This is a genomic window from Providencia sp. LY12 (genome assembly GCF_057621555.1).
Genome location: NZ_CM172594.1, coordinates 2,219,716 through 2,240,575, shown reverse-complemented (window position 1 = coordinate 2,240,575; position 20,860 = coordinate 2,219,716). Strand labels below are relative to the sequence as shown.

General features: G+C 43.9%; 18 protein-coding genes. 3 read left to right on the top strand and 15 right to left on the bottom strand.

Features of this window, described 5'->3' with window-relative positions; all coding sequences use genetic code 11:
* Nucleotides 1-202: 202 nt before the first annotated feature.
* From ACY3ZI_RS10595 to ACY3ZI_RS10555, 9 genes are all read right to left on the bottom strand, one after another.
* Nucleotides 203-2,146 (bottom strand): exoribonuclease II, encoded by a 1,944-nt coding sequence (locus ACY3ZI_RS10595; RefSeq protein ID WP_187129136.1) that lies wholly within the window; start codon nucleotides 2,144-2,146, stop codon nucleotides 203-205.
* 121 nt (nucleotides 2,147-2,267) lie between these two features.
* The gene (nth, locus tag ACY3ZI_RS10590) at nucleotides 2,268-2,909 is read right to left on the bottom strand and encodes an endonuclease III (RefSeq protein ID WP_036956562.1); all 642 of its coding nucleotides are present in this window, start codon (nucleotides 2,907-2,909) and stop codon (nucleotides 2,268-2,270) included.
* 19 nt (nucleotides 2,910-2,928) lie between these two features.
* Nucleotides 2,929-3,645 (bottom strand): electron transport complex subunit E, encoded by a 717-nt coding sequence (locus tag ACY3ZI_RS10585; protein WP_211885669.1) that lies wholly within the window; start codon nucleotides 3,643-3,645, stop codon nucleotides 2,929-2,931.
* Complete coding sequence (gene rsxG / locus ACY3ZI_RS10580) at nucleotides 3,645-4,274, bottom strand: electron transport complex subunit RsxG (protein WP_211885668.1); 630 nt, start codon at nucleotides 4,272-4,274, stop codon at nucleotides 3,645-3,647. The genes ACY3ZI_RS10585 and rsxG overlap by 1 nt, the downstream gene beginning before the upstream one ends.
* 9 nt (nucleotides 4,275-4,283) lie before the next feature.
* Nucleotides 4,284-5,363, bottom strand: a complete 1,080-nt coding sequence (rsxD, locus tag ACY3ZI_RS10575) for an electron transport complex subunit RsxD (protein ID WP_487375137.1) — start codon at nucleotides 5,361-5,363, stop codon at nucleotides 4,284-4,286.
* An 11-nt stretch (nucleotides 5,364-5,374) separates the two neighbouring features.
* Nucleotides 5,375-7,756: an electron transport complex subunit RsxC gene (gene rsxC / locus ACY3ZI_RS10570; RefSeq protein WP_487375136.1), complete on the bottom strand. Its 2,382-nt coding sequence runs from the start codon at nucleotides 7,754-7,756 to the stop codon at nucleotides 5,375-5,377.
* Nucleotides 7,749-8,351: an electron transport complex subunit RsxB gene (gene rsxB, locus ACY3ZI_RS10565; RefSeq protein ID WP_036952312.1), complete on the bottom strand. Its 603-nt coding sequence runs from the start codon at nucleotides 8,349-8,351 to the stop codon at nucleotides 7,749-7,751. Before rsxB ends, rsxC begins: the two co-directional genes overlap by 8 nt.
* Nucleotides 8,351-8,932 carry an electron transport complex subunit RsxA gene (gene rsxA / locus ACY3ZI_RS10560; protein ID WP_036952315.1) on the bottom strand — a complete coding sequence of 194 codons (582 nt, stop codon included), beginning with the start codon at nucleotides 8,930-8,932 and terminating at the stop codon, nucleotides 8,351-8,353. Before rsxA ends, rsxB begins: the two co-directional genes overlap by 1 nt.
* A gap of 87 nt (nucleotides 8,933-9,019) precedes the next feature.
* On the bottom strand, nucleotides 9,020-9,460 hold the full coding sequence (locus ACY3ZI_RS10555; protein WP_211885655.1) for a DUF2569 domain-containing protein: 441 nt from the start codon (nucleotides 9,458-9,460) through the stop codon (nucleotides 9,020-9,022).
* Nucleotides 9,461-9,589: 129 nt separating this feature from the next.
* Here ACY3ZI_RS10555 and ACY3ZI_RS10550 point away from each other — a divergent pair, with 129 nt between their 5' ends.
* Together ACY3ZI_RS10550 and ACY3ZI_RS10545 are read left to right on the top strand one after the other, a co-directional pair.
* Entirely contained in the window at nucleotides 9,590-10,633 is a 1,044-nt protein-coding gene (locus ACY3ZI_RS10550) for an oxidoreductase (protein ID WP_211885653.1), read from the top strand.
* A gap of 222 nt (nucleotides 10,634-10,855) precedes the next feature.
* Entirely contained in the window at nucleotides 10,856-11,833 is a 978-nt protein-coding gene (locus ACY3ZI_RS10545; RefSeq protein WP_487375135.1) for a bile acid:sodium symporter family protein, read from the top strand.
* A gap of 215 nt (nucleotides 11,834-12,048) precedes the next feature.
* Here ACY3ZI_RS10545 and add read toward each other — a convergent pair whose 3' ends face one another.
* The 3 genes from add to manA form a co-directional block, all read right to left on the bottom strand.
* Nucleotides 12,049-13,050, bottom strand: coding sequence for an adenosine deaminase (gene add / locus ACY3ZI_RS10540; RefSeq protein WP_487375134.1), 1,002 nt, complete (start codon nucleotides 13,048-13,050; stop codon nucleotides 12,049-12,051).
* Between the two features lie 149 nt (nucleotides 13,051-13,199).
* Nucleotides 13,200-14,840: a YdgA family protein gene (locus ACY3ZI_RS10535; RefSeq protein WP_211885649.1), complete on the bottom strand. Its 1,641-nt coding sequence runs from the start codon at nucleotides 14,838-14,840 to the stop codon at nucleotides 13,200-13,202.
* Between the two features lie 108 nt (nucleotides 14,841-14,948).
* Nucleotides 14,949-16,124, bottom strand: a complete 1,176-nt coding sequence (gene manA / locus ACY3ZI_RS10530; protein ID WP_211886416.1) for a mannose-6-phosphate isomerase — start codon at nucleotides 16,122-16,124, stop codon at nucleotides 14,949-14,951.
* Nucleotides 16,125-16,302: 178 nt separating this feature from the next.
* Between manA and fumC the strand changes: the two genes are divergently transcribed.
* A complete protein-coding gene (gene fumC, locus ACY3ZI_RS10525) occupies nucleotides 16,303-17,700 on the top strand; it encodes a class II fumarate hydratase (RefSeq protein ID WP_211885648.1) in 1,398 nt (465 codons plus the stop codon).
* Between the two features lie 59 nt (nucleotides 17,701-17,759).
* Here the strand turns inward: fumC and tus are convergent, their stop codons facing one another.
* The 3 genes from tus to ACY3ZI_RS10510 all read right to left on the bottom strand — a co-directional run bounded on the left by tus (nucleotide 17,760) and on the right by ACY3ZI_RS10510 (nucleotide 20,769).
* The gene (gene tus / locus ACY3ZI_RS10520) at nucleotides 17,760-18,665 is read right to left on the bottom strand and encodes a DNA replication terminus site-binding protein (RefSeq protein WP_487375133.1); all 906 of its coding nucleotides are present in this window, start codon (nucleotides 18,663-18,665) and stop codon (nucleotides 17,760-17,762) included.
* A 154-nt stretch (nucleotides 18,666-18,819) separates the two neighbouring features.
* Complete coding sequence (locus tag ACY3ZI_RS10515) at nucleotides 18,820-19,392, bottom strand: lytic polysaccharide monooxygenase (RefSeq protein ID WP_211885646.1); 573 nt, start codon at nucleotides 19,390-19,392, stop codon at nucleotides 18,820-18,822.
* A 114-nt stretch (nucleotides 19,393-19,506) separates the two neighbouring features.
* Nucleotides 19,507-20,769, bottom strand: coding sequence for an MFS transporter (locus tag ACY3ZI_RS10510; protein WP_487375132.1), 1,263 nt, complete (start codon nucleotides 20,767-20,769; stop codon nucleotides 19,507-19,509).
* Nucleotides 20,770-20,860 lie beyond the last annotated feature (91 nt).

Here is a 20,860-nt window from a genome sequence, read left to right as displayed (position 1 = left end):
GATAATTACGTATCAACATATAGCCGAATTAAAATATCATGAAAAAAGAATAGGCGGATCGGAATAATCAGAAATAAATGTCAGGAAATGTTAGATGTTTAACATTAAATGCTAACTCATTCATATTGAATGTATTTTGACCATATAAAAAAAAAGCCATTACTCATAAGTAATGGCTTTTTTGATACGAAATGGAGAATGACTACGCGGCTGGGCGAGCCACGATATTACGGGTTTCCATACGCACTTCGGCGATATTGACATCAATAATATCGTTTAATTGATAGGCTTTTTCGCCTTTGATTAGCACACTGCCAGTCTCTTGGCTGCATTGAATTTCATCACGAACACTGTGAAGGAATGGGGCAGGAATAAAGGCAACGGCGCCATTATCCACTAAACGCACACGCACACCACCGCGAGTAATATCGATAATTTCCGCAGGGAATTTAGTATCAGTGCCTTCAAACGGTTTCAGATAGCGGGAATATAGCCAATCACCCACATCACGCTCAGCCATACGGTTAGCACGGCGGCGTTCTGCCAGCTTAAGAGACAGCTCTTCAGTTGGTTTTTCTGGTGTTGGTGCGCCCGCAATAATCGATTTCAGCAAGCGGTGGTTGACGATATCGGTGTATTTACGAATTGGCGATGTCCATGTGGCATACGCGTCAAAGCCTAGACCAAAGTGAGGACCCGGATCCGCTTTCACCTCCGCAAAGGTTTGGAAGCGACGAATACGGCTGTCTAAGAATTGAGTCGGCTGTGAATCCAAGAGGCGGCGTAATTGACGGAAGCCTTCAAGGGTTAATAGCTCTTCGCCTTTTGCTTCGATGCCATTATCTTTCAAGGTCTGAACCACTTGCTCGATTTGCAGAGGCTCAAAGCCCATATGGACGTTAAACACACCGAAACCTAATTTGTTTTTCAGCACGTTAGCCGCACATAAGTTAGCGGTGATCATCGCTTCTTCAACAATGCGATTTGCGGTACGACGGCTTTCTGAGACGATATCCACCACGTTGCCATTTTCGTCTAAAACAAAACGGTAATCCGGTCTATCTTTGAAGACTAAGGCGTTATCATGGCGCCACTGTAAGCGCTTATCAGCCATCTCTTTTAATAGCAGGATTTGCTGAGTATCAGCGTCAGATTGTGGTTTCCAAGAACCCGTTTCTTCTAACCAATCAGAAACTTCGTCATAAACTAACTTAGTTTTAGATTCAACCCACGCACTGAAGAACTCAATATTGCTATCAATGGCACCGTCTTGCAGGATCTGCGTAACGCAAACTAGAGCAGGGCGACGAGCATTCGGGCGCAGTGAACATAAATCATCAGACAGCTGGCGAGGCAACATTGGAATGTTGAAGCCTGGCAGGTAGTTAGTGAATGAACGGGCTAATGCCAGTTTATCCAGCTCACTGCCTTCTTTGATATAACTGGTTGGGTCGGCAATCGCGATATACAGTTTCAGGTTGCCTTCAGCTGTTTTCTCGATATACAGCGCATCATCCATATCTTCAGTGCTTGCACTGTCGATGGTGACAAAGTGAAGGTCAGTTAAATCAAGACGTTCTAAGCCTTCATCATCACGCTCACTTTCCACCATTGCAGGTTCAGCGCGATCTAATTGGTGACGGCGTAACGTAACCCACCACGGTGCGAAATGGTCATCACCGAAGGTAATATATTCTGTAATTTCTGCGTAGAAACCTTTGTCGCCTTTTAATGGATGGCGACGCATTTCTGCGACAACCCAGTCACCTTGCTTAAATTCATGAGTGATACCATTGATTGGGCGACAGGAGATAGCATCTTTTAGCAGTGGGTGATCAGGAATAACGAACAGGCGATTGTCGTTATCTTTCTTCTGAATTTTACCAACAAAACGGTTAAGGAATGGCTCGATAAGCTCTTCAGGCTCGGCAAATTCACGGTCTTTATCCGTATGAACAGCGGCAGAAATTCTATCCCCGTGCATCACTTTCTTCATTTGCGGCGGTGGAATGAAATAGCTTTTTTGTCCATCGACTTCTAAAAAGCCAAAGCCTTTTTCAGTGCTTTTCACCAGACCTTCGACGCGAGGTGTTTTGGCATGCAACGTTTGTTTGAGTTGCGCTAATAATGGGTTGTCTTGAAACATACTTACCGTTTATTTGATGTTGAGTTTGGCTCTATTGTTGCGTAAGACAAAGTCTTAGAGCAAGAAAAAAATGCGAATGACTTTATAACTGTGTGGAAATTCGCATCTTGGGCTAAGTTGATTAATTTTCAGGGTAAATTTTATCTTTAAACTCGCAAAGATCTTCAATGATGCAAGATCCACAGCGCGGTTTGCGGGCGATACAGGTATAACGACCATGGAGAATAAACCAGTGGTGGCAGTCGACTTTAAATTCAGCAGGAACCACTTTTAATAGTTTTTCCTCGACTTCCACAACATCTTTGCCGGGAGCAAACTTGGTGCGATTACACACGCGGAAGATATGGGTATCAACGGCAATGGTCGGCCAGCCAAAGGCGGTATTGAGCACAACGTTTGCCGTTTTACGCCCAACACCTGGCAAGGCTTCTAATGCCTCGCGGTTTTCAGGGACTTGGCTATGATGCTTTTCAATCAGGATCTGGCAGGTTTTATAGACGCTTTCGGCTTTGGTATTAAATAACCCAATGGTTTTAATATACTCTTTGATGCCATCAACGCCGAGAGCGACCATTTGCTCTGGCGTATTGGCGACCGGATAAAGTTTTGCCGTCGCTTTGTTGACGCTGACATCGGTGGCTTGCGCAGACAGCAGCACCGAAATCAGTAATTCAAAAGGGGAGCTAAATTCTAGCTCCGTTGTCGGATGAGGATTGTTATCGCGCAGGCGAGTGAGAATTTCGATTCGTTTAGTTTTATTCATTGCTCACAAAGCTTCAAATTTAAGAAATATGAGTGCCACAACCTTGTTCTTTTTGGTATTCACGAGCAGGTTGTTGACCTGATTTTAGCGCCGCGCGCTTTTTCATTTTTTCATCAATAAGGTATTTACCGGCTAGCATCAAGGCTAAGCCAATAAACGCGCCCGGTGGCAGCATAGCGAGTAAAAAGGGTGAGTCAAGGTGTAAGACTTCCACACGTAACGATTTTGCCCATGAACCTAGCAGTAGGTCAGCGCCATCGAACAAGGTGCCGTTACCAAGAATTTCACGCATAGCACCTAGTACAAACAGTGCGGCTGTTGCTCCTAATCCCATCGCCAAGCCATCGATGGCAGATAAAGGAACTGTGTTGCGAGATGCATAAGCTTCAGCGCGTCCAATGACGATACAGTTTGTGACAATCAGCGGAATAAAGATCCCCAGAGACTCATACAAACCAAACGCATAGGCGTTGATCAGCATTTGTACGGCGCTCACCACGGAGGCGATAATCATCACATAAATAGGAATACGGATTTCAGCAGGAACCCAGCGACGAAATGCGGATACTGCTACGTTAGTGCAGACGAGAACGAGGGTCGTTGCTAGCCCCAAGCCTAATGCGTTAGTCGCTGTTGATGATACCGCTAATAATGGGCATAACCCCAGTAGTTGTACCAATGCAGAGTTATTCTTCCATAACCCTTGTGCAAATAATTCTTTAGTTTCGCTACTCATTATTCATCCCCACAAATTGGGTAATTCGCTAATTCTTCAGGTACCGTTTGGATAAATGCCGCGGTACGTTTTGTGGCATTGACAACCGCACGAGGCGTGATTGTGGCGCCTGTAAATTGATCAAAATCACCACCATCTTTTTTCACTGCCCAATGAGGGTCTTGCGCAGACTCTAACTTTTTGCCCGTAAAATGGGTGATCCAATCAGAAATGCGGGTTTCAATTTTATCCCCAAGCCCTGGTGTTTCATGGTGTTCTGTGACGCGTACACCCAAAACATTGCCTTTAAAATCTGCACCAACTAACAGATGAATTGCGCCGGAATATCCATCGGGAGCCGTGCTTTCTAAAGCCGCAGCAACAGGCTGACCATCCTTACGGGCAATATACAGATGTCGAGGAAGTTTATTTCCCAGTATAGTTTCATTGGTGACCAGATAGCACTCTTTGGCGAGCTCATTGTCATATAAGGATTCAGGCACCACTTGGTCGAGTAATTTCTTCTGCACGATAGCGGCTTGTTCTGCAATGATATCTTTCGTTAGCGTATATACAGCGGCGCTCAGTGCAGTTGTACCTGCCGCGAACAGAGCCAAGATTGTGCCATGACGGCGCATTGTATTTAACATGCTGGCTCCTTACTTATGTCCATACGCACGAGGCTGCGTATAGTGGTCGATTAATGGTACGGTGATATTGGCAAGCAAGACAGCAAAGGCCACGGCATCAGGATAGCCGCCATAAACGCGGATCACCCACACTAAGAAGCCGATTAACACACCAAAAATAATTCGTCCTTTTGGCGTTGTCGATGCGGTGACTGGGTCGGTTGAAATAAAGAATGCCCCCAACATTGTCGCACCGGACAGCAATTGGATTAATGGCGGAGAATAGCGGCTATCGTCAATTAACCAGCTAATCACAGCGAGTAGGGCTAAGGTACCAATAAATGCCACGGGAATGTGCCAGCTAATAATGCGGCGGCTTAACATAATTAATCCGCCTGCCAGATAGGCAAGGTTCACCCACTGCCAACCGATACCGGCTAAAGAGCCTTGCAGGATTGGTTGCTGTAGTACATCGGAAATGGAATGGGTGAGTAAGCCCGTTTTAAAGCTATCTAACGGAGTCGCTTGGCTCATACCATCAATACCGGTACGTAATTGATCCAGTGTTATTCCCGTCGAGGTATGCCCGCTAAAGATCACCATCAAGCTATCAAAACCAGAAATATGTAGCTGTTGCAATTCTTGAGGAGGCAACCAGTTCGTCATTTGCACTGGGAATGAAATCAGCAACACCACATAACCGACCATAGCAGGGTTAAATGGATTCTGTCCCAAGCCACCGTAGCATTGCTTAGCAATAATAATGGCAAATACAGTGCCTAACACAATCAGCCACCAAGGTGATAGTGGCGGTAAGCTCACACCCAGTAATAACGCGGTAACAATCGCGGAATTATCTTTCAAAACAGGCAGCACAGGTTGCTGGCGTAAGCGGATGGAGATGGCTTCTGTTACTGCGGCAGTGACCATCGCAATGGCGATTTGGTATAAGGTTCCAACACCAAAAAAATAGGTTTGCACTGCAATGCCGGGGATAGCGGCAAGCAGAACCCAAAACATGACTTGACTGGTACTTTGGTTATCATGAGTAAATGGGGCGCTAGCAATTTTTAAACGGCGTGCTTTGCTATCAAGCGGTCTAAATTTCATCTGTTTATCACTTACTCTGTGGTGGTTTGTTCGTTTGATTGTTGTTCTGTAGGTCGCTGTTCAGCGGCTTTTTTTGCCTTAACTCGGGCAATCGCAGCGGCGACGGCAGCTTTGCGCGGGTCGACTTCCTCAGTGGCTTCAACAGGCGCTTCAACAACAGGCTCTGAAGTTTGTTGCGCAGCCGCTTTTTTCGCTTTCGCTCGAGCAATGGCAGCGGCGACGGCAGCTTTGCGCGGGTCGACTTCCTCAGCGGCTTCAACAGGCGCTTCAACAACAGGCTTTGAAGTCTGTTGCGCAGCCGCTTTTTTCGCTTTTGCTCGAGCAATGGCAGCAGCAACGGCAGCTTTGCGCGGGTCGACTTCCTCAGCGGCTTCAACAGGCGCTTCAACAACAGGCTCTGAAGTCTGTTGCGCAGCCGCTTTTTTGGCTTTCGCACGGGCAATTGCAGCAGCGACGGCAGCTTTGCGCGGATCGACTTCTTCAACGGCTTCAGCCGGCGCTTCAACAACAGGCTCTGAAGTCTGTTGCGCAGCCGCTTTCTTGGCTTTCGCACGAGCAATTGCGGCAGCGACGGCAGCTTTGCGTGGGTCGACTTCCTCAGTGGCTTCAGCAGGCGCTTCAACAACAGGCTCTGAAGTCTGTTGCGCAGCCGCTTTTTTCGCTTTTGCACGAGCAATTGCAGCAGCGACGGCAGCTTTGCGTGGGTCATCACCCTCAGCGCCATCTGCAATAACTAAGTTATCAGATTGAGTTTGGTCCGCGACTTTTTGTGCTTGCTTCGCACGAGCTTGGGCTTTACGCGCTTCTCTTGCTGCAATAACGGCACTATTATCCGGCAATTCGCCCGAAATAATTTTTATTGGTTCAGAGGTTGAGGCTTTCTTCGCTTTAACACGAGCCAGCGCCGCATTAACCGCGTCTTTATCCGCGGTATCCACTTGAACAGCTGCTTTTTTATGGCGCTCTTCACGGGCCAGTTTTTCACGTTCCATTCGCTGTTGTTTGGCTTCAAAGCGCAGTTTTGCTTCCGCGGAACGACGTTCCTCTTGGTCTATCTCGCGAATTTCAGCTTTTTCTTGGCGATAATATTGCACCAACGGAATATTACTTGGGCAAACATAAGCGCAAGCGCCACACTCAATGCAGTCAAACAGATTATGCTTTTGCGCTTTTTCGTGTTCGTTGCCTTTACTGAACCAATATAATTGCTGGGGCAGTAATCCCGCAGGGCAGGCATCAACACATAAACCGCAACGAATGCAGGCTTCTTCGACTGGCTTTTCACCCATTTCTTCTTGGGTAGGAACCAATAAACAGTTACAGATTTTCACCACTGGCACATTCAGATCCGGCAGCGTAAAGCCCATTAATGGGCCGCCCATAATCACCATTTGCTCACTTTCAGGTTCAAAACCAGATTGTTGAAGCAGGTGCTTAACTGGGGTGCCTAAACGCGCCCAGAAGTTACCAGGCTGTTTAATCGCTTCGCCCGTCACTGTTACGACACGTTCAATCAGTGGTTGTCCATCAATCACTGCGCGTTTAATGGCAACAGCGGTACCGACGTTTTGCATTAGCACGCCGATTTGAGATGAACGAGCGCCAGAAGGGACTTCCTTTCCGGTTAAGATTTTTGTGAGCTGTTTCGCGCCACCTGATGGATATTTAGTTGGGATCACGCGTACAAAAATCTGTGTATCTATAGGCGTCAGTGCACGTTTTAATGCCTTGATAGCTTCAGGTTTATTATCCTCAATACCAATCAGCACTTGGTCTGGATTGAGCAAATGTTGTAAAACGCGGCAACCTTCGATGACCTCTTGGGCGTGTTCCTGCATTAATCGGTCATCTGCGGTGATGTACGGCTCGCACTCAGCAGCATTGATAATCAATGTTTTAATGGCATCTTTCCCGCCCGCTAGCTTGGATGCTGTCGGGAAGCCTGCACCACCAAGACCGGCGATACCCGCTTGTTCAATCTTATTGAGTAAATCGGCACGTGAAAGTTGTTGGAAATTAGGCTCGGGTTGCAAAGGTGCCCAAGTATCTAAACCATCCGATTTAATTTTGACACACAGCTCTTTTAACCCTGAAGGGTGCGCAGTCACCATGGGTTCAATGGCAACAATGGTTCCTGATGTTGAGGCGTGAACCGGTACGGTACGACCGGAACCTTTGGTGAGCGGCTGCCCTTTAAGGACGGTGTCACCAACCTTAACAATCAGTTCACCCTCAGGTCCTAAATGCTGTTGTAGCGGAATAATCAATTCGTCAGGGACGGAAGCCACTCGCATAGGCGTTTGGCTGGATTGCAGTTTCATCTCTGGCGGGTGAATGCCACCATCGAAGTCCCAAACATTATCTTTTTTCAACCACTTAAATAAATTAAGCATGGGAACCCTCTTTAACTGAAGAAAGAGGTACATCCGTAATGTTTTTAACAGGAATGGTGTTTAAATCCCATTTCCAGTTAGCGGTTGTGGTTTTAACCGGTACCATTTCAATACAATCCGTAGGGCAAGGGGCTACACACAGGTCACAGCCTGTACACAAATCTTCAATCACGGTATGCATAGCGCGAGTGGCGCCCACAATGGCATCCACAGGGCAAGCTTGAATACATTTGGTGCAACCAATACAGTTTTCTTCATCGATGACCGCCACTTTACGAACGGGATTTTGTGCCTCTTCATCGCCATCAATCGGCTGAGGATCTACGTTCATCAATTCGGCTATTTTGAGCATCACTTGCTCGCCGCCAGGGGCACATTTGTTAATCATCTCACCGTTATTGGCAACGGCTTCTGCGTAGGGACGGCACCCCGGATAACTGCATTGACCACACTGACTTTGCGGTAAAATCGCATCCAGTTTTTCAACAATCGGGTCTTCTTCAACTTTAAAACGTAATGAGGCATAGCCTAAGATCAGACCAAAGATCAGCCCGAAAACGGCTAATATGCCAATCGCAATCCACAAAGACATCATTAGAATTTCACCAAACCACTAAAGCCCATAAATGCGAGGGACATTAACCCTGCTGTGATCAGGCCAATTGACGAACCTTTAAAAGGCGCTGGGACATTTGCGACAGCCAAACGCTCGCGAATAGCCGCGAAAAGTACCATCACAAAAGAGAATCCGACGGCGGCGCTAAAGCCATAGACCGCAGATTGCAAGAAATTATGGGATTGGTTGATATTTAATAAGGCCACCCCAAGAACCGCGCAGTTAGTGGTGATCAGCGGTAAAAAGATCCCCAATAAGCGGTATAACGTTGGGCTGGTTTTTCTCACAACCATTTCGGTAAATTGCACAACGACAGCAATCACAAGGATAAAGCTCAGTGTGCGCAGATAGACTAAATCCAGCGGGATTAAGATCAACGTATCGATTAGCCACGAAGAAATAGAGGCGAGAGTCATCACGAACGTTGTCGCAAACCCCATCCCAATGGCAGTTTCTAGTTTTTTTGATACACCCATAAATGGGCATAATCCCAAGAATTTAACGAGGACAAAGTTGTTGACTAACACTGTCCCAATAAAAAGTAGAAGATAGTCGGTCATGTCATAGCCTGAAGAGAGAAAAAAGCCCAAAAACTGACCGCAGTCAGTTTAACGGAGGCTATGATATCAAAGCTATTTTTGTGATGCTTATCGATCTTGTGTGAAAGTCATTTTCACGCGTTTAGAAACTTTCATATACGGGACGAAAAAAGCAGCCCCTAAGAGTGGCCATGCAAGGATTTGCAAGGCTGTCTGGTCATCAATCGGGGAAAAGGCGAAGGTTTTTAGCCCGATTAACATTAATGCTAATAACCAGATAGTAAAACGACGGGGGAATTGGCGAGAACGTTTAAACATCAATTGCGCTACATGCACGCTAAACAGTGACATAGCGAGGCTGATAGCGAATGATAAATACCACTGAGGAGTAATGAAACTACTCCAGCTTTCAACGGTAGTCACTATCTCATAAAACTTAATGCAGTACATCACAGTCATGCTGCAAGCAGCAAATAATGTCAGCAGTAAATAGCTAGCGGGGACTAATAGCCAGCCAGTAATGCGGTCTGCGTTATAAACAGAAGTCATAAATAAGGGATCCGTTATCACTAAATAGTACAGATAAATAATAATCCTATCATAGATTTATTTGCTAATTGATTCATTCTGATGGTACTTTTTTAAAATAGCAAAATATGCCACTAATGTGAGGTCAACATGTCCAAGCCAATTAAAGTTGGGATTGTCGGGTACGGTTATGCCAGCAAAACTTTCCATGCCCCATTTTTAGCCATGTTAGAGGAGTTTGAACTAACCACAATCTCCAGTAGCGATGCGAGCAAAGTTCATGCCGACCATCCTAATGTTAAGGTGGTGGGGACACCCGAAGAGCTGTTCGCGGATGCTGAAATTGAACTGGTGGTGATCCCAACCCCGAATGACACTCACTACCCATTAGCCTGTAAAGCGCTAGCGGCGGGTAAGCATGTGGTGGTTGATAAACCATTTACGCTCGACGTTAAAGAAGCCGAAGATTTACAACAACGCGCTGAAAAAGCAGGTAAATTGTTGTCGGTATATCATAATCGTCGCTGGGATTCTGGTTATCGTACCGTGAAAAAAATCCTGCAAGATGGCTGTTTAGGTGAGATTAAATATTATGAATCTCATTTTGACCGTTTTCGTCCCGTGGTTAGGCAACGCTGGCGTGAGGCCAATATTCCCGGAGCAGGGATTTGGTACGATTTAGGACCACACGTTATTGACCAAGTTCTACAATATTTTGGCAAGCCAAAAGCGATTACGGTGGATCTTGGTATTATTCGTCCAGGTGCGGAAGCGGTGGATTATTTCCATGCAATGCTGGATTACGCAGATAAAAAAGTGGTTCTACACTCAACGACGCTTGCCGCTGCACCAATGCCAATCTATACCATTCATGGGATGAAGGGCAGCTACGTGAAATATGGTCTGGATACTCAAGAAGATGCGTTAAAAAGCGGCGCGATTCCGCAAGGAGAGCATTGGGGGGAAGATCCGAATCATGGAGTTGTGACCCTGTCACAAGGTGATGAAATGGTGACGAAGCCGTGGAACAATGAAAAAGGCAACTATGGCGGCTATTATGAAGCTATTCATGACGCTATCCGTCTCGGTAAGCCAAATCCAGTAACGCCAAGTGAAGCCATCGAGATTATGAAACTGATTGAAGCCGGTATTCAATCAGCGAAAGAAAAACGTACCATCGAAAATATTTTCTAAGGTTCAACGTTGAAGATAAAGCCAGAGTGAAACCTGGCTTTAGACGATTTTCAGACCTAATTGGTTTGAAAATCGCTATTTTTGGTTGCAATAATCAACGAGGAAAATCAATTCATTGATTTTCGCCTGATAACACAAAGAGGGAAAAACCACGCTTTTATCCCTCTTTGTTAGCAACATATTGCCAGAGTGAAACCTGGCTTTTTATTTGTGGAAAATCGAATGAATTTATTAGCAAAACTTAAAATAGACTCTTTTCTGTTGATCATGATTGGCGTGGTTGTTATCGCCAGTATTTTTCCTTGTGAAGGGGAAGTCAAAACCGTTTTTCAGCACCTAACTACAGCGGCAATCGCGCTACTGTTCTTTATGCATGGTGCTAAGTTATCCAGAGAATCTATCGTTGCAGGGATGGGGCACTGGCGGCTTCATTTACTGGTATTTGCTAGCACTTTTATTCTCTTTCCCATTATTGGTATTGCGTTACGTTTCATGGTGCCTCATTGGATGTCACCGACGGTGTATATGGGTTTTCTCTATTTATGTGCATTGCCAGCAACCGTGCAGTCAGCGATTGCATTTACCTCAGTAGCAGGGGGCAACGTTGCTGCCGCGATTTGTAGTGCTTCGGCATCGAGTATTTTAGGGGTTTTCCTTTCACCTGTTTTGGTGGGAGTACTAATGGATACCGATGGCAGCCAAGCCATGGACACTTTGAACGCGATTGGCTCCATTATGTTGCAATTAATGGTGCCGTTTATTGTTGGGCATTTGTGCCGTCCGCTAATTGCTAACTGGATTAATCGCCATAAAAGATTAGTTAATACCACAGACCGCTCATCGATTCTTCTAGTGGTTTACGTGGCGTTCAGTGAAGCGGTAGTGGAGGGTATCTGGCAAACTATCGATGCTTATTCATTGTTTATCATTACATTAGTTTCTTGCGTCGTGTTAGTGGTGGTGATGGTGATTAACGTGATGTCTGCGCGCCTTCTTGGATTTAGCAAAGAAGATGAAATTACCATCTTGTTCTGTGGCTCGAAAAAGAGTTTAGCAAACGGAGTACCTATGGCGAACGTTTTATTCCCAGCGGCAACGGTGGGGATTATTTTGCTGCCATTAATGATTTTCCACCAAATTCAATTAATGGTGTGTGCGGTTATCGCCCAGAAATATGCCAAACAATTAGAAAAACACTAAGATTAGAAAAATACTAAGAGTACAATAAGGCAGCGATAGCTGCCTTTATCAATATGCTATTTTAGTTACAACATACTATTGGGTTTAATACTATAAATAGATTAGCAGCGGAGAAAGCTTGAAGTATCGAAGGGTTAAATAGGGCAGAGAGAGGTTCTGCCCTAGGATGGTTATAACGCTGAGGCAGTTATAACAGAGGTAGGCTATAACGGAAATTAACGGTTAGCAGCTTTACGTGTTAATGCCGCTTTTTCGCTATCAGAAAGAAATGCCATGGTTAAACCATTACGTTGAGCTAGCTCAATTTCAGCCTGTGTTAGGCCCGCTTGCGGTGCAGCCACATTATATTCGTATGGCAGCTCAATACCTTGAACAGCAGGGTCATCGGTATTAATGGATGCTAATACACCGTGGGATAAAAACGTTTTCAATGGGTGATGAGCCAGTGAAGGGACGGTGCTGGTTTGAATGTTTGAAGTTAAACAGCTTTCAATACCAATGTTATTTTTTGCTAAAAATTCAACCAGTTCAGGATCTTCAATGGCTTTTACGCCATGGCCAATACGCTGAGCACCTAAATGCTTGATCGCATGCCAAATACTGGCTGCACCCGCGGCTTCTCCTGCATGAACAGTGATATTGAGCCCTGTATTACGCGCTTTGGTAAAATGTTCTTCAAATAGGGCGCCAGGGAATCCTAACTCATCACCCGCTAAATCGAGAGCGCACAGTTTATCTCTATGAGCAAGAAGACCGTCTAATTCTATGGCACAGGCTTGCTGTCCAAATGTACGGCTTAGAATGCCAATCAGGTTAACTTGAATATCATATTGGCGACAACCCGCAGCAATACCATCAATAACTGCGCCCACAACACCTTCAACAGGAAGTTGGTGTTTCATGGCCATATAGTAAGGGGAGAAACGCAACTCTGCATAGTCGATGCCTGCGTTGAACGCATCTTCCACGTTTTCATATGCGACGCGCTTACAAGCATCTAAATCTGCGAGGACAGCAACACCCCAATCCAATTTAGTCAGAAAGCCCACTAAATCGGCTTCTTGTCCCATAATTTGAACGTGAGGGCGTAATGCTTCAATTTCATCGGCGGGAAGCTGAATATGATGTTGTTGTGCAAGGGAAAGGATGGTTTCTGGGCGAATATTGCCATCAAGGTGGCGGTGTAAATCCGTGAGTGGGAGTTGTTTGTTTATCACAATAAATGATCCTTATAGATATATTACCTCCATTTTGTCTGTAATTGAGTAAAAATCAATGAAAAAGAGGGTGATAAAAAGAAAAACGCCAGTCTGTGTGACTGGCGTTTACTTGATTTATCTTAAGGGAAAATTATCTTAAGAATCAATTACTGTGCAGCTGGCGCTTCTGCTGGTTGTTCTGCTTCAATTGCAGGTTCTGCAACTTCTGCACCATCAGCTGGTTGAGCTTCTTCTTCGTAACCCATTTCATCTTCTGCGCCCGGCATCATTTTCATCTTAGTTAAGAATTCAGCTAAGGTATATTTGTCATCGTTGAAGGTCAGGTCGTTACCAGAGAATTTAACAGTCATGGTTAAATCGTTTTCGCTGTCGATCATCCAAGGGTGTTTTTTCTCTTTCGCTTTTTCTGCACGTTGTTCATCAGTCATGAACATTTCTTCGAACGGGTTAGAGAACATATCCGCAGTCAGCATTTGTTGAACGCCTGCGAACTCTTCAGAAACTTGTTCTTGAACCGCTTTCTTGTCTTCTGCTGATACTGCTACGCCACCATCTAAGATCATCGCTTGAGTCATTGACTCAATGATCATTGGCTTGTTCAGTTTCATGCTGAAGTCGAAAGAAGTGATCAGTTGTTTGAACGCTTCATCCACTTTGTTTTGCATTGCTAACGCAGTGATTTCGTCTTGATTCCACTTGTTGAATGTGATGCTCAGGTCGATAGAACTTTGACCAGCGTCGTTTTTCCAGTAGAACGGGCTCACAGTGAATACAGGCTTGCTTTTCATCAGCTCAGGCAGAGTCGTGGTCATCATCTGCATTGCGATTTTTTCGCTAACTTCACCTGGGTTGCCTGTTGCTAAGCCATCAGCCAGTGCTTGGTTGTATTGCTCAACAAATTTGCCTAATGCTTTCGCATCTAATTTCTCGATAGCAACCGTCAGCTCACCAGAACCTAAGTTTTGCTCTAACGCTTTTACATCGCTGATTTTGTAAGAGATGTTACCTTTAACATCATCACCGTTGATAGAAGTATCACTTGAAACGTCTAAGTTTTTGAACGAGAACTTAGTTTCAGGGATACTAACATCAGTATCTGCGATCACGAAAGATTGAGTACCAGTATAGAAGCCGTGTTGAGATTTCGTTACGTTAGAAACCAGTTTCAGGCCTTTCATGGTGATAGAGCCTTCTTCCTTGGTGCTGCTAATGACTAAGCTATCAGTCACTAAAGATGCATCAACGGTGCTTAAGTCAGAACCCGTTGCGATATCAAATTTAGCGCCACTGAAAGAGAATTTACCGTCATCTTTAGTGTACTCAAGTGGGATCAACTCAATGTTAGAATCCACGTTTTTGCTGTAGCCGATAACTGCAGAACCATGCATGAATGGCTTGCCTTTAGTCGCTTCAAACAGCTCTTTAGTCACTTTGGTGTTCGCTAATTCAACATTCACTGCGCCCAATTTTGGCATCAGGTTGAATTTAGCGACTTGAGATAATGGCAGTGGACCGTGTGAGATATCCGCTTTAAAGACGATGTTTTCGTCAGCAGAAGTGGTTGAAGTAATGACGATGTCAGCTTGAGAAGAGAACACACCACGTTTGTAGTTCTCTAATTTAAAGACAACATCAGCACTTGGATCGTTAGCGGTGATAAACGCATTGGAATTCGTAATCACTTTATTCAGTTCAGCTTCGACTTTTGAACCTGTGTACCATGATGCGCCAGTCCATACTGCGCCCAGAGCAACGATAACACCTACCGCAACTAATGACTTTTTCATTATCAACATCCATCCTTTCAGTACGTACAAAACGTACTTATGTAAAAATAATATAAGTTTTATTACCCGTTTGGCTGTGTGTACCAACGGCTAAATACAGAATACGACCTAAAAATTAAATACTCGGGCTAATTGACCATTTCCTTTAATAGAAATGTTATCCTCATAAGCAGGTAAGAAAACAGATTCACCAGAATTTATGTTTATTTCTTGATTACCTGATCGCAATACTAACTTACCTTCAATACAAAACAAAATTGAAGCAACATGGTTAGTTATGGATAACCCAGAGCAGTCAATAGAATATATATTAAATGAAAAATCTTCTACTGGGATCTTATATTTCCAGACATTTCCAGATTTTTCGGGAATGTTGAACAAATCTTCAGCTTTAATTGATTTAAAATCAATATTATCAACCAGTTCTTTAACATCGATATGTTTACTGGTCAATCCAGCCCGTAAAACGTTATCTGAATTAGCCATCACTTCTAACCCGACACCTTCTAAATAGGCGTGAGGGGTTCTAGCGGCTAAGAACATGGCGTCACCTGGTTGTAATTCAACGATATTTAGCATTAAAGGTGTAAATAAACCATTATCGTCTGGATATAAGTTCACCATTTGTTTAATTGAATTCCAAGGCTCACCTTGTTTACTATTTAATGCGGCTTTTAATACCCCTATAGCAAGATCTTTTTGTTCGCCTGTCAAATTAAGAATCTGTGCAAATAATTTTTTAAGTCGTTCTTCACTTGGCGTTTGAACGAAAAGTTGAATTTCAGGGTGTGCGGCTGCAATAAAGCTAAATAATTCGACAATCTCATCTATAGGACGAAATGCATTCATTGCTTTAAAAGGCGTTAATGCATAAATCAGCTCTGGTTTATGATTATCATCTTTATAATTACGTATAGGAGAATCTAAAGGGATCCCTTGCGCATTTTCTTTAGCAAATCCTATTTCTGCATCATGTTTATTTGGATGAACCTGAACGGATAGAGGCTGAGCTGCACACAACACTTTAAATAAATAAGGTAATCGACCAAAGCGCTCGGCAATATGCTTGCTCAGTATTTTCTCTGGGTTTTCTTTAATGAAGTCATTTAACGAGATTTTCTGATGCGTTAAGGGGGATATGACCTTAGAACTGGCTTTGGGGTGAGCGCCCATCCAAAGTTCAGCCATAGGTAAATTATCCGGATTAGGATAACCATACAATTCATTGAGGGCAGTTTTACTTCCCCAATCATAGTGTTGGATTTGGTTTATCATTTTTAGCATATCAAAACTCTCTTTTTGCAAAAATCAACTAATTTCCTTTTTACTACAGCACAATAAGCTCGACCAAGTCTCATAAATGAAATTCAATTTGTGGCATTATACTGCTCGGTTATTTGCTTACCTGCAAGCAGATGATTCTAAAATTAATTATTCTGAATATGTACCTAAGGAGCTAGTAATGGCAGCCACTCGCATTGAAAAAGACTCAATGGGACCAATTGAAGTACCTGCTGACCACTTGTGGGGCGCGCAAACGCAGCGTTCTTTAGAACATTTCCGTATCTCTGTAGAGAAAATGCCTGTTGCTCTGATCCACGCATTAGCCGTCACTAAAAAAGCGGCCGCAAGCGTGAACATGGATTTAGGTTTACTGCCAAAAAATCGCGGTGATGCGATTATCGCTGCGGCAGACGAAGTCCTTGCTGGCAAGCATCCAACAGAATTCCCTCTCGCTATCTGGCAAACTGGTTCTGGTACTCAAAGTAACATGAACATGAATGAGGTTCTTGCTAACCGTGGTAGCGAAATCCTCGGCGGACAGCGCGGTAACGACCGTCTGATCCACCCAAATGACGATGTTAACAAGAGCCAAAGCTCTAACGACGTCTTCCCAACAGCAATGCACGTGGCGGCCGTTGTCGCGATGCGTGAACATTTGCTGCCAGAACTGAAAGTTCTGCATAAAACCCTCGATGCGAAAGCAAAAGAATTCAAAGACATTGTTAAGATCGGTCGTACGCATTTACAAGATGCAACGCCATTAACATTGGGTCAGGAAATTTCAGGTTGGGCGGCGATGTTAGCTCACAATGAAAAACACATTGAAAATGCAGTGCCGCATGTTTGCGAGCTTGCATTAGGTGGTACTGCGGTCGGTACAGGGTTAAACACTCACCCTGAATATGCGGTTCGTGTTGCGAAGAAAATTGCTGAATTAACGGGCCAACCGTTTGTGACCTCACCGAACAAATTTGAAGCATTAGCAACCTGTGATGCATTAGTCCACGCACACGGAGCATTAAAAGGCTTAGCAGCTTCTTTAATGAAGATTGCTAACGATGTTAGATGGTTAGCATCAGGTCCTCGTTGTGGTATCGGCGAAATCTCGATCCCTGAAAACGAACCAGGCAGCTCAATCATGCCAGGCAAAGTGAACCCAACTCAGTGTGAAGCATTAACCATGCTATGCGCTCAAGTGATGGGTAACGATGTTGCAGTTAACATTGGTGGGGCTTCAGGTAACTTTGAATTGAACGTATTCCGTCCAATGGTTATCGATAATTTCTTACAGTCTATCCGCTTATTAGCAGATGGTATGCGTAGCTTCAACGAACACTGTGCGGAAGGTATCGAACCAAACCGTGAGCGTATCGAGAAATTACTGCACGAATCTCTGATGCTGGTAACTGCGTTAAATACCCATATCGGTTATGACAAAGCAGCTGAAATTGCGAAAAAAGCGCATAAAGAAGGCTTGACGCTGAAAGAGTCTGCACTGAAATTGAACTACTTAACTGAAGCTCAATTTGATGAGTGGGTTCGTCCAGAAGATATGGTTGGTAGCATGAAATCGTAATTATCTTTATCTAAGATAACGTTTTTAGCCCCTGTACTAGAAATAGGCAGGGGCTTTTTTCATCGCTCTATATACAGATTTAGGCGCGGTATCAGTAATTCAACAGGTTTGGCTTTTGGGCGATTACGCAGTGCGATGCTGTCTTGATGATAATCCGCCAGCTCACCCAGTTTTATGTCACCCAACGTTTTATCGACAGCAAAAACCAATATCGGCGTCGCACATGGATATTGCGTCTGTTTCTGAGTTTCTTTGTCCCAAACTCGGGCTATAGGTTGAACTTTTACCGGACGCTGTGTTTTTAGAATGCAATCATGGGGAAGGGAGCGAATTAACTGGATCTCAGTTTCTAACTGCAACTGCCAATGTTCGCGCTGTAAATGAGCCGGTGTTCTTCCGCTTTCTAAACTGGCTTGTAAACGGTTGAGCATCTCTTCTTGAGTCACTTTGTTAATCACTTTCTTATTTGCCCACCCAAAACGAATAGTGTCGGGATCGACAACAGAGGTGAGGGTTCGATAGGTATTCAGCGTAAGTAGCCCATGCAAGCTTTCTCTTATAAATTCAAACCGATGAGCTTCATCAATATTGGTCACTATTTGCTTTATATCTATTTTTAACTGGTTGATATCGGAGATTAACTGCTGAAATTGTTTATATTCTGCATAAGAGGGCGCTAAACAAATCGCTCCAGGTAAACGTATTGCCGTTTTATTGCTAACCAATTCTGATTTTTTATGAATAAACAAAAGCTTAAATAATTTTATTGTTTGGGCTATTGCATCGTTTCCCGTATGTTTATCCACAAAGATAGAATAGACTTCATTGTTTTCTTCCCCTTTAAGGGTTTCAGGTAAACTAAACACGGCCGCATTGACGTCTTTTTGCGCCTGAAGCAATTGGCATAGCAGATTAATATTCGACTCTAATAGATTGAATGAGCTAATTAACTGTTGTTTGGACATTTGAGGTATACAACCTTATATTTAGTTACAACATTCTTTATGTTTGTAAAACAAAACTAGCATTAACATCTCAGTTTATCAACAGGCTTAATCAGGAAGTTAAGGGATAGCGAGGTAGGGTATTATACTATCCCATCATGGTTTTTTCTTGCTGTTATTGCTTATAATCTATTTCTATATCAATGGCTTGATAGAATGCATTGGCCGTATCATTTATGGTCCAAACCCCCAAAACAATATGGTAGCCTTGGTAATCTTGGGGGAGCCTGCAATTGTGTTGCACTAAACTCGCTGGCGTCTCTATTTTTTCGTACTTGCAAAATGGCGTTAATTCAAATTGCGCTCGGGTTAATGGTTCACTTGGGTTCCAATCTTTCCGTGTAATAAAATATTCCCATTTCGTTGTTTTGTGGATCGCCGTTAATCGCCAGAAAAAATCAAAATCAGGCGTTTCTATTAACATACGAGTCCAACGAGACGGATGCTGAACATCGATAGGCGAGAATGCGGGCACACCTGCACTGGCAATTTTACCGTCAGCCGGCCCTTTTTGAGGAAAACCTTTCAACCCTTCAACAGACTGAGGTTCATACTGGATAGCGCCACAGTTTTTATTGGTTTGTAATTTACACAGGTAAGCTCGGCTTGCGGGATACTCGATATAGCCATGAGGCAGGGCAAAGTAGCTATAGCAGAGTAATAAAGGAAATAATAATAATTTTTTCATTGAAGATCCTCATCATTGATTAATTTATATATTCTCTATTAACTATGATGAGGATGTGAATTCTAACCTTTGGTAGCAGTTAACTTATTGGATTATTCGGTAATTTATAAGCCACTAACATTTTGTTTTTAACTTATAAGCGATACCTACACCGGCCAGTAGAAGAGCCGCAATAAATAATGCCACGCCATTCCAACCATATGCCGACCAGAAAAAGCCACCCAATGTACCGGCAATACTGGAACCCGCATAATAGCTAAACAAATAGAGGGAAGATGCTTGTCCTCTTGCTCGTTTAGCGCGACGTCCCACCCAGCTACTTGCAACGGAATGCCCGGCAAAGAATCCGGTGGTCAATATTGTCATACCTAATAAAATGACCCAAATATTACTGTGTAACGTCAAAATTACGCCGATTAACATCATCGCAATGGCAGCAATTAAAATTCGCCCAAAACCATGTTTCTGGGTCAAACTCCCCGTTTTAGTCGCACTGTAAGTTCCTGTTAAATAAATAACAGATAAGAATCCCACGACAGACTGACTAAAATTATAAGGCGATTCAAGTAAGCGGTATCCAATGTAGTTATACATGGTGACGAAGCCGCCCATCAAGATAAAGCCCTCAATAAATAACCAAGGTAATCCCGTATCGCGTAGATGTAAGTGTAAGTTAACCCAAAGGTTTCTAGGTTTCAGAGAACTCGCGCGAAAGTGTTGGGATGGTGGTAATAAGCGCCAGAATCCAATCGCGGCCAGCAACGCCAATGAGCCTAAAATAACCACAGCAACGCGCCATGAATAATAGTCGGCTATAACCCCAGTCATTAAACGCCCACTCATTCCCCCAATTGAGTTACCACTGATATATAAGCCCATCGACAGTGCAACATAGCTCGGGTGAATTTCTTCGCTCAAATAGGTCATGGCGACGGCGGCGACACCGCTAAGTGATAATCCCACTAATGCACGAGCGATCAAAATCCCTTGCCAACTTTCCATTATCGAGCTCATTAATGTAAAAAGTGCCGCACAAGTCAGGGAAATGACCATCACATTTTTACGACCAATTGCATCGGAAATAGGACCGGTGATCAGCAATCCCAATGCCATTAATCCGGTACTTAAAGAGAGTGATAAACTGGCCGTCGCTGGGGAAATATTAAAATCCGCTGACAACATTGGCAAAATAGGTTGTACAAAGTACAGCAACGCAAATGTTGCAAAACCTACAGTAAAAAATGACAGAGTGACACGCAGGTACAGAGCATCGTCCCGTTGAATATAATGTTTTTTCGGCTCTGTATTGGTCAAGGTTTTGGTTTGTTTTCCTTGGAGAGATTGGCTCGTTGAGAGGCTATTTGACTGCTGTTCCATGTAAATTCCTTGACGACTAAACGGACTTGATTTCGATCAAAGAATAGAAACTTTCTATTTTTTTGTCTAATATATTAATAATACATAATGA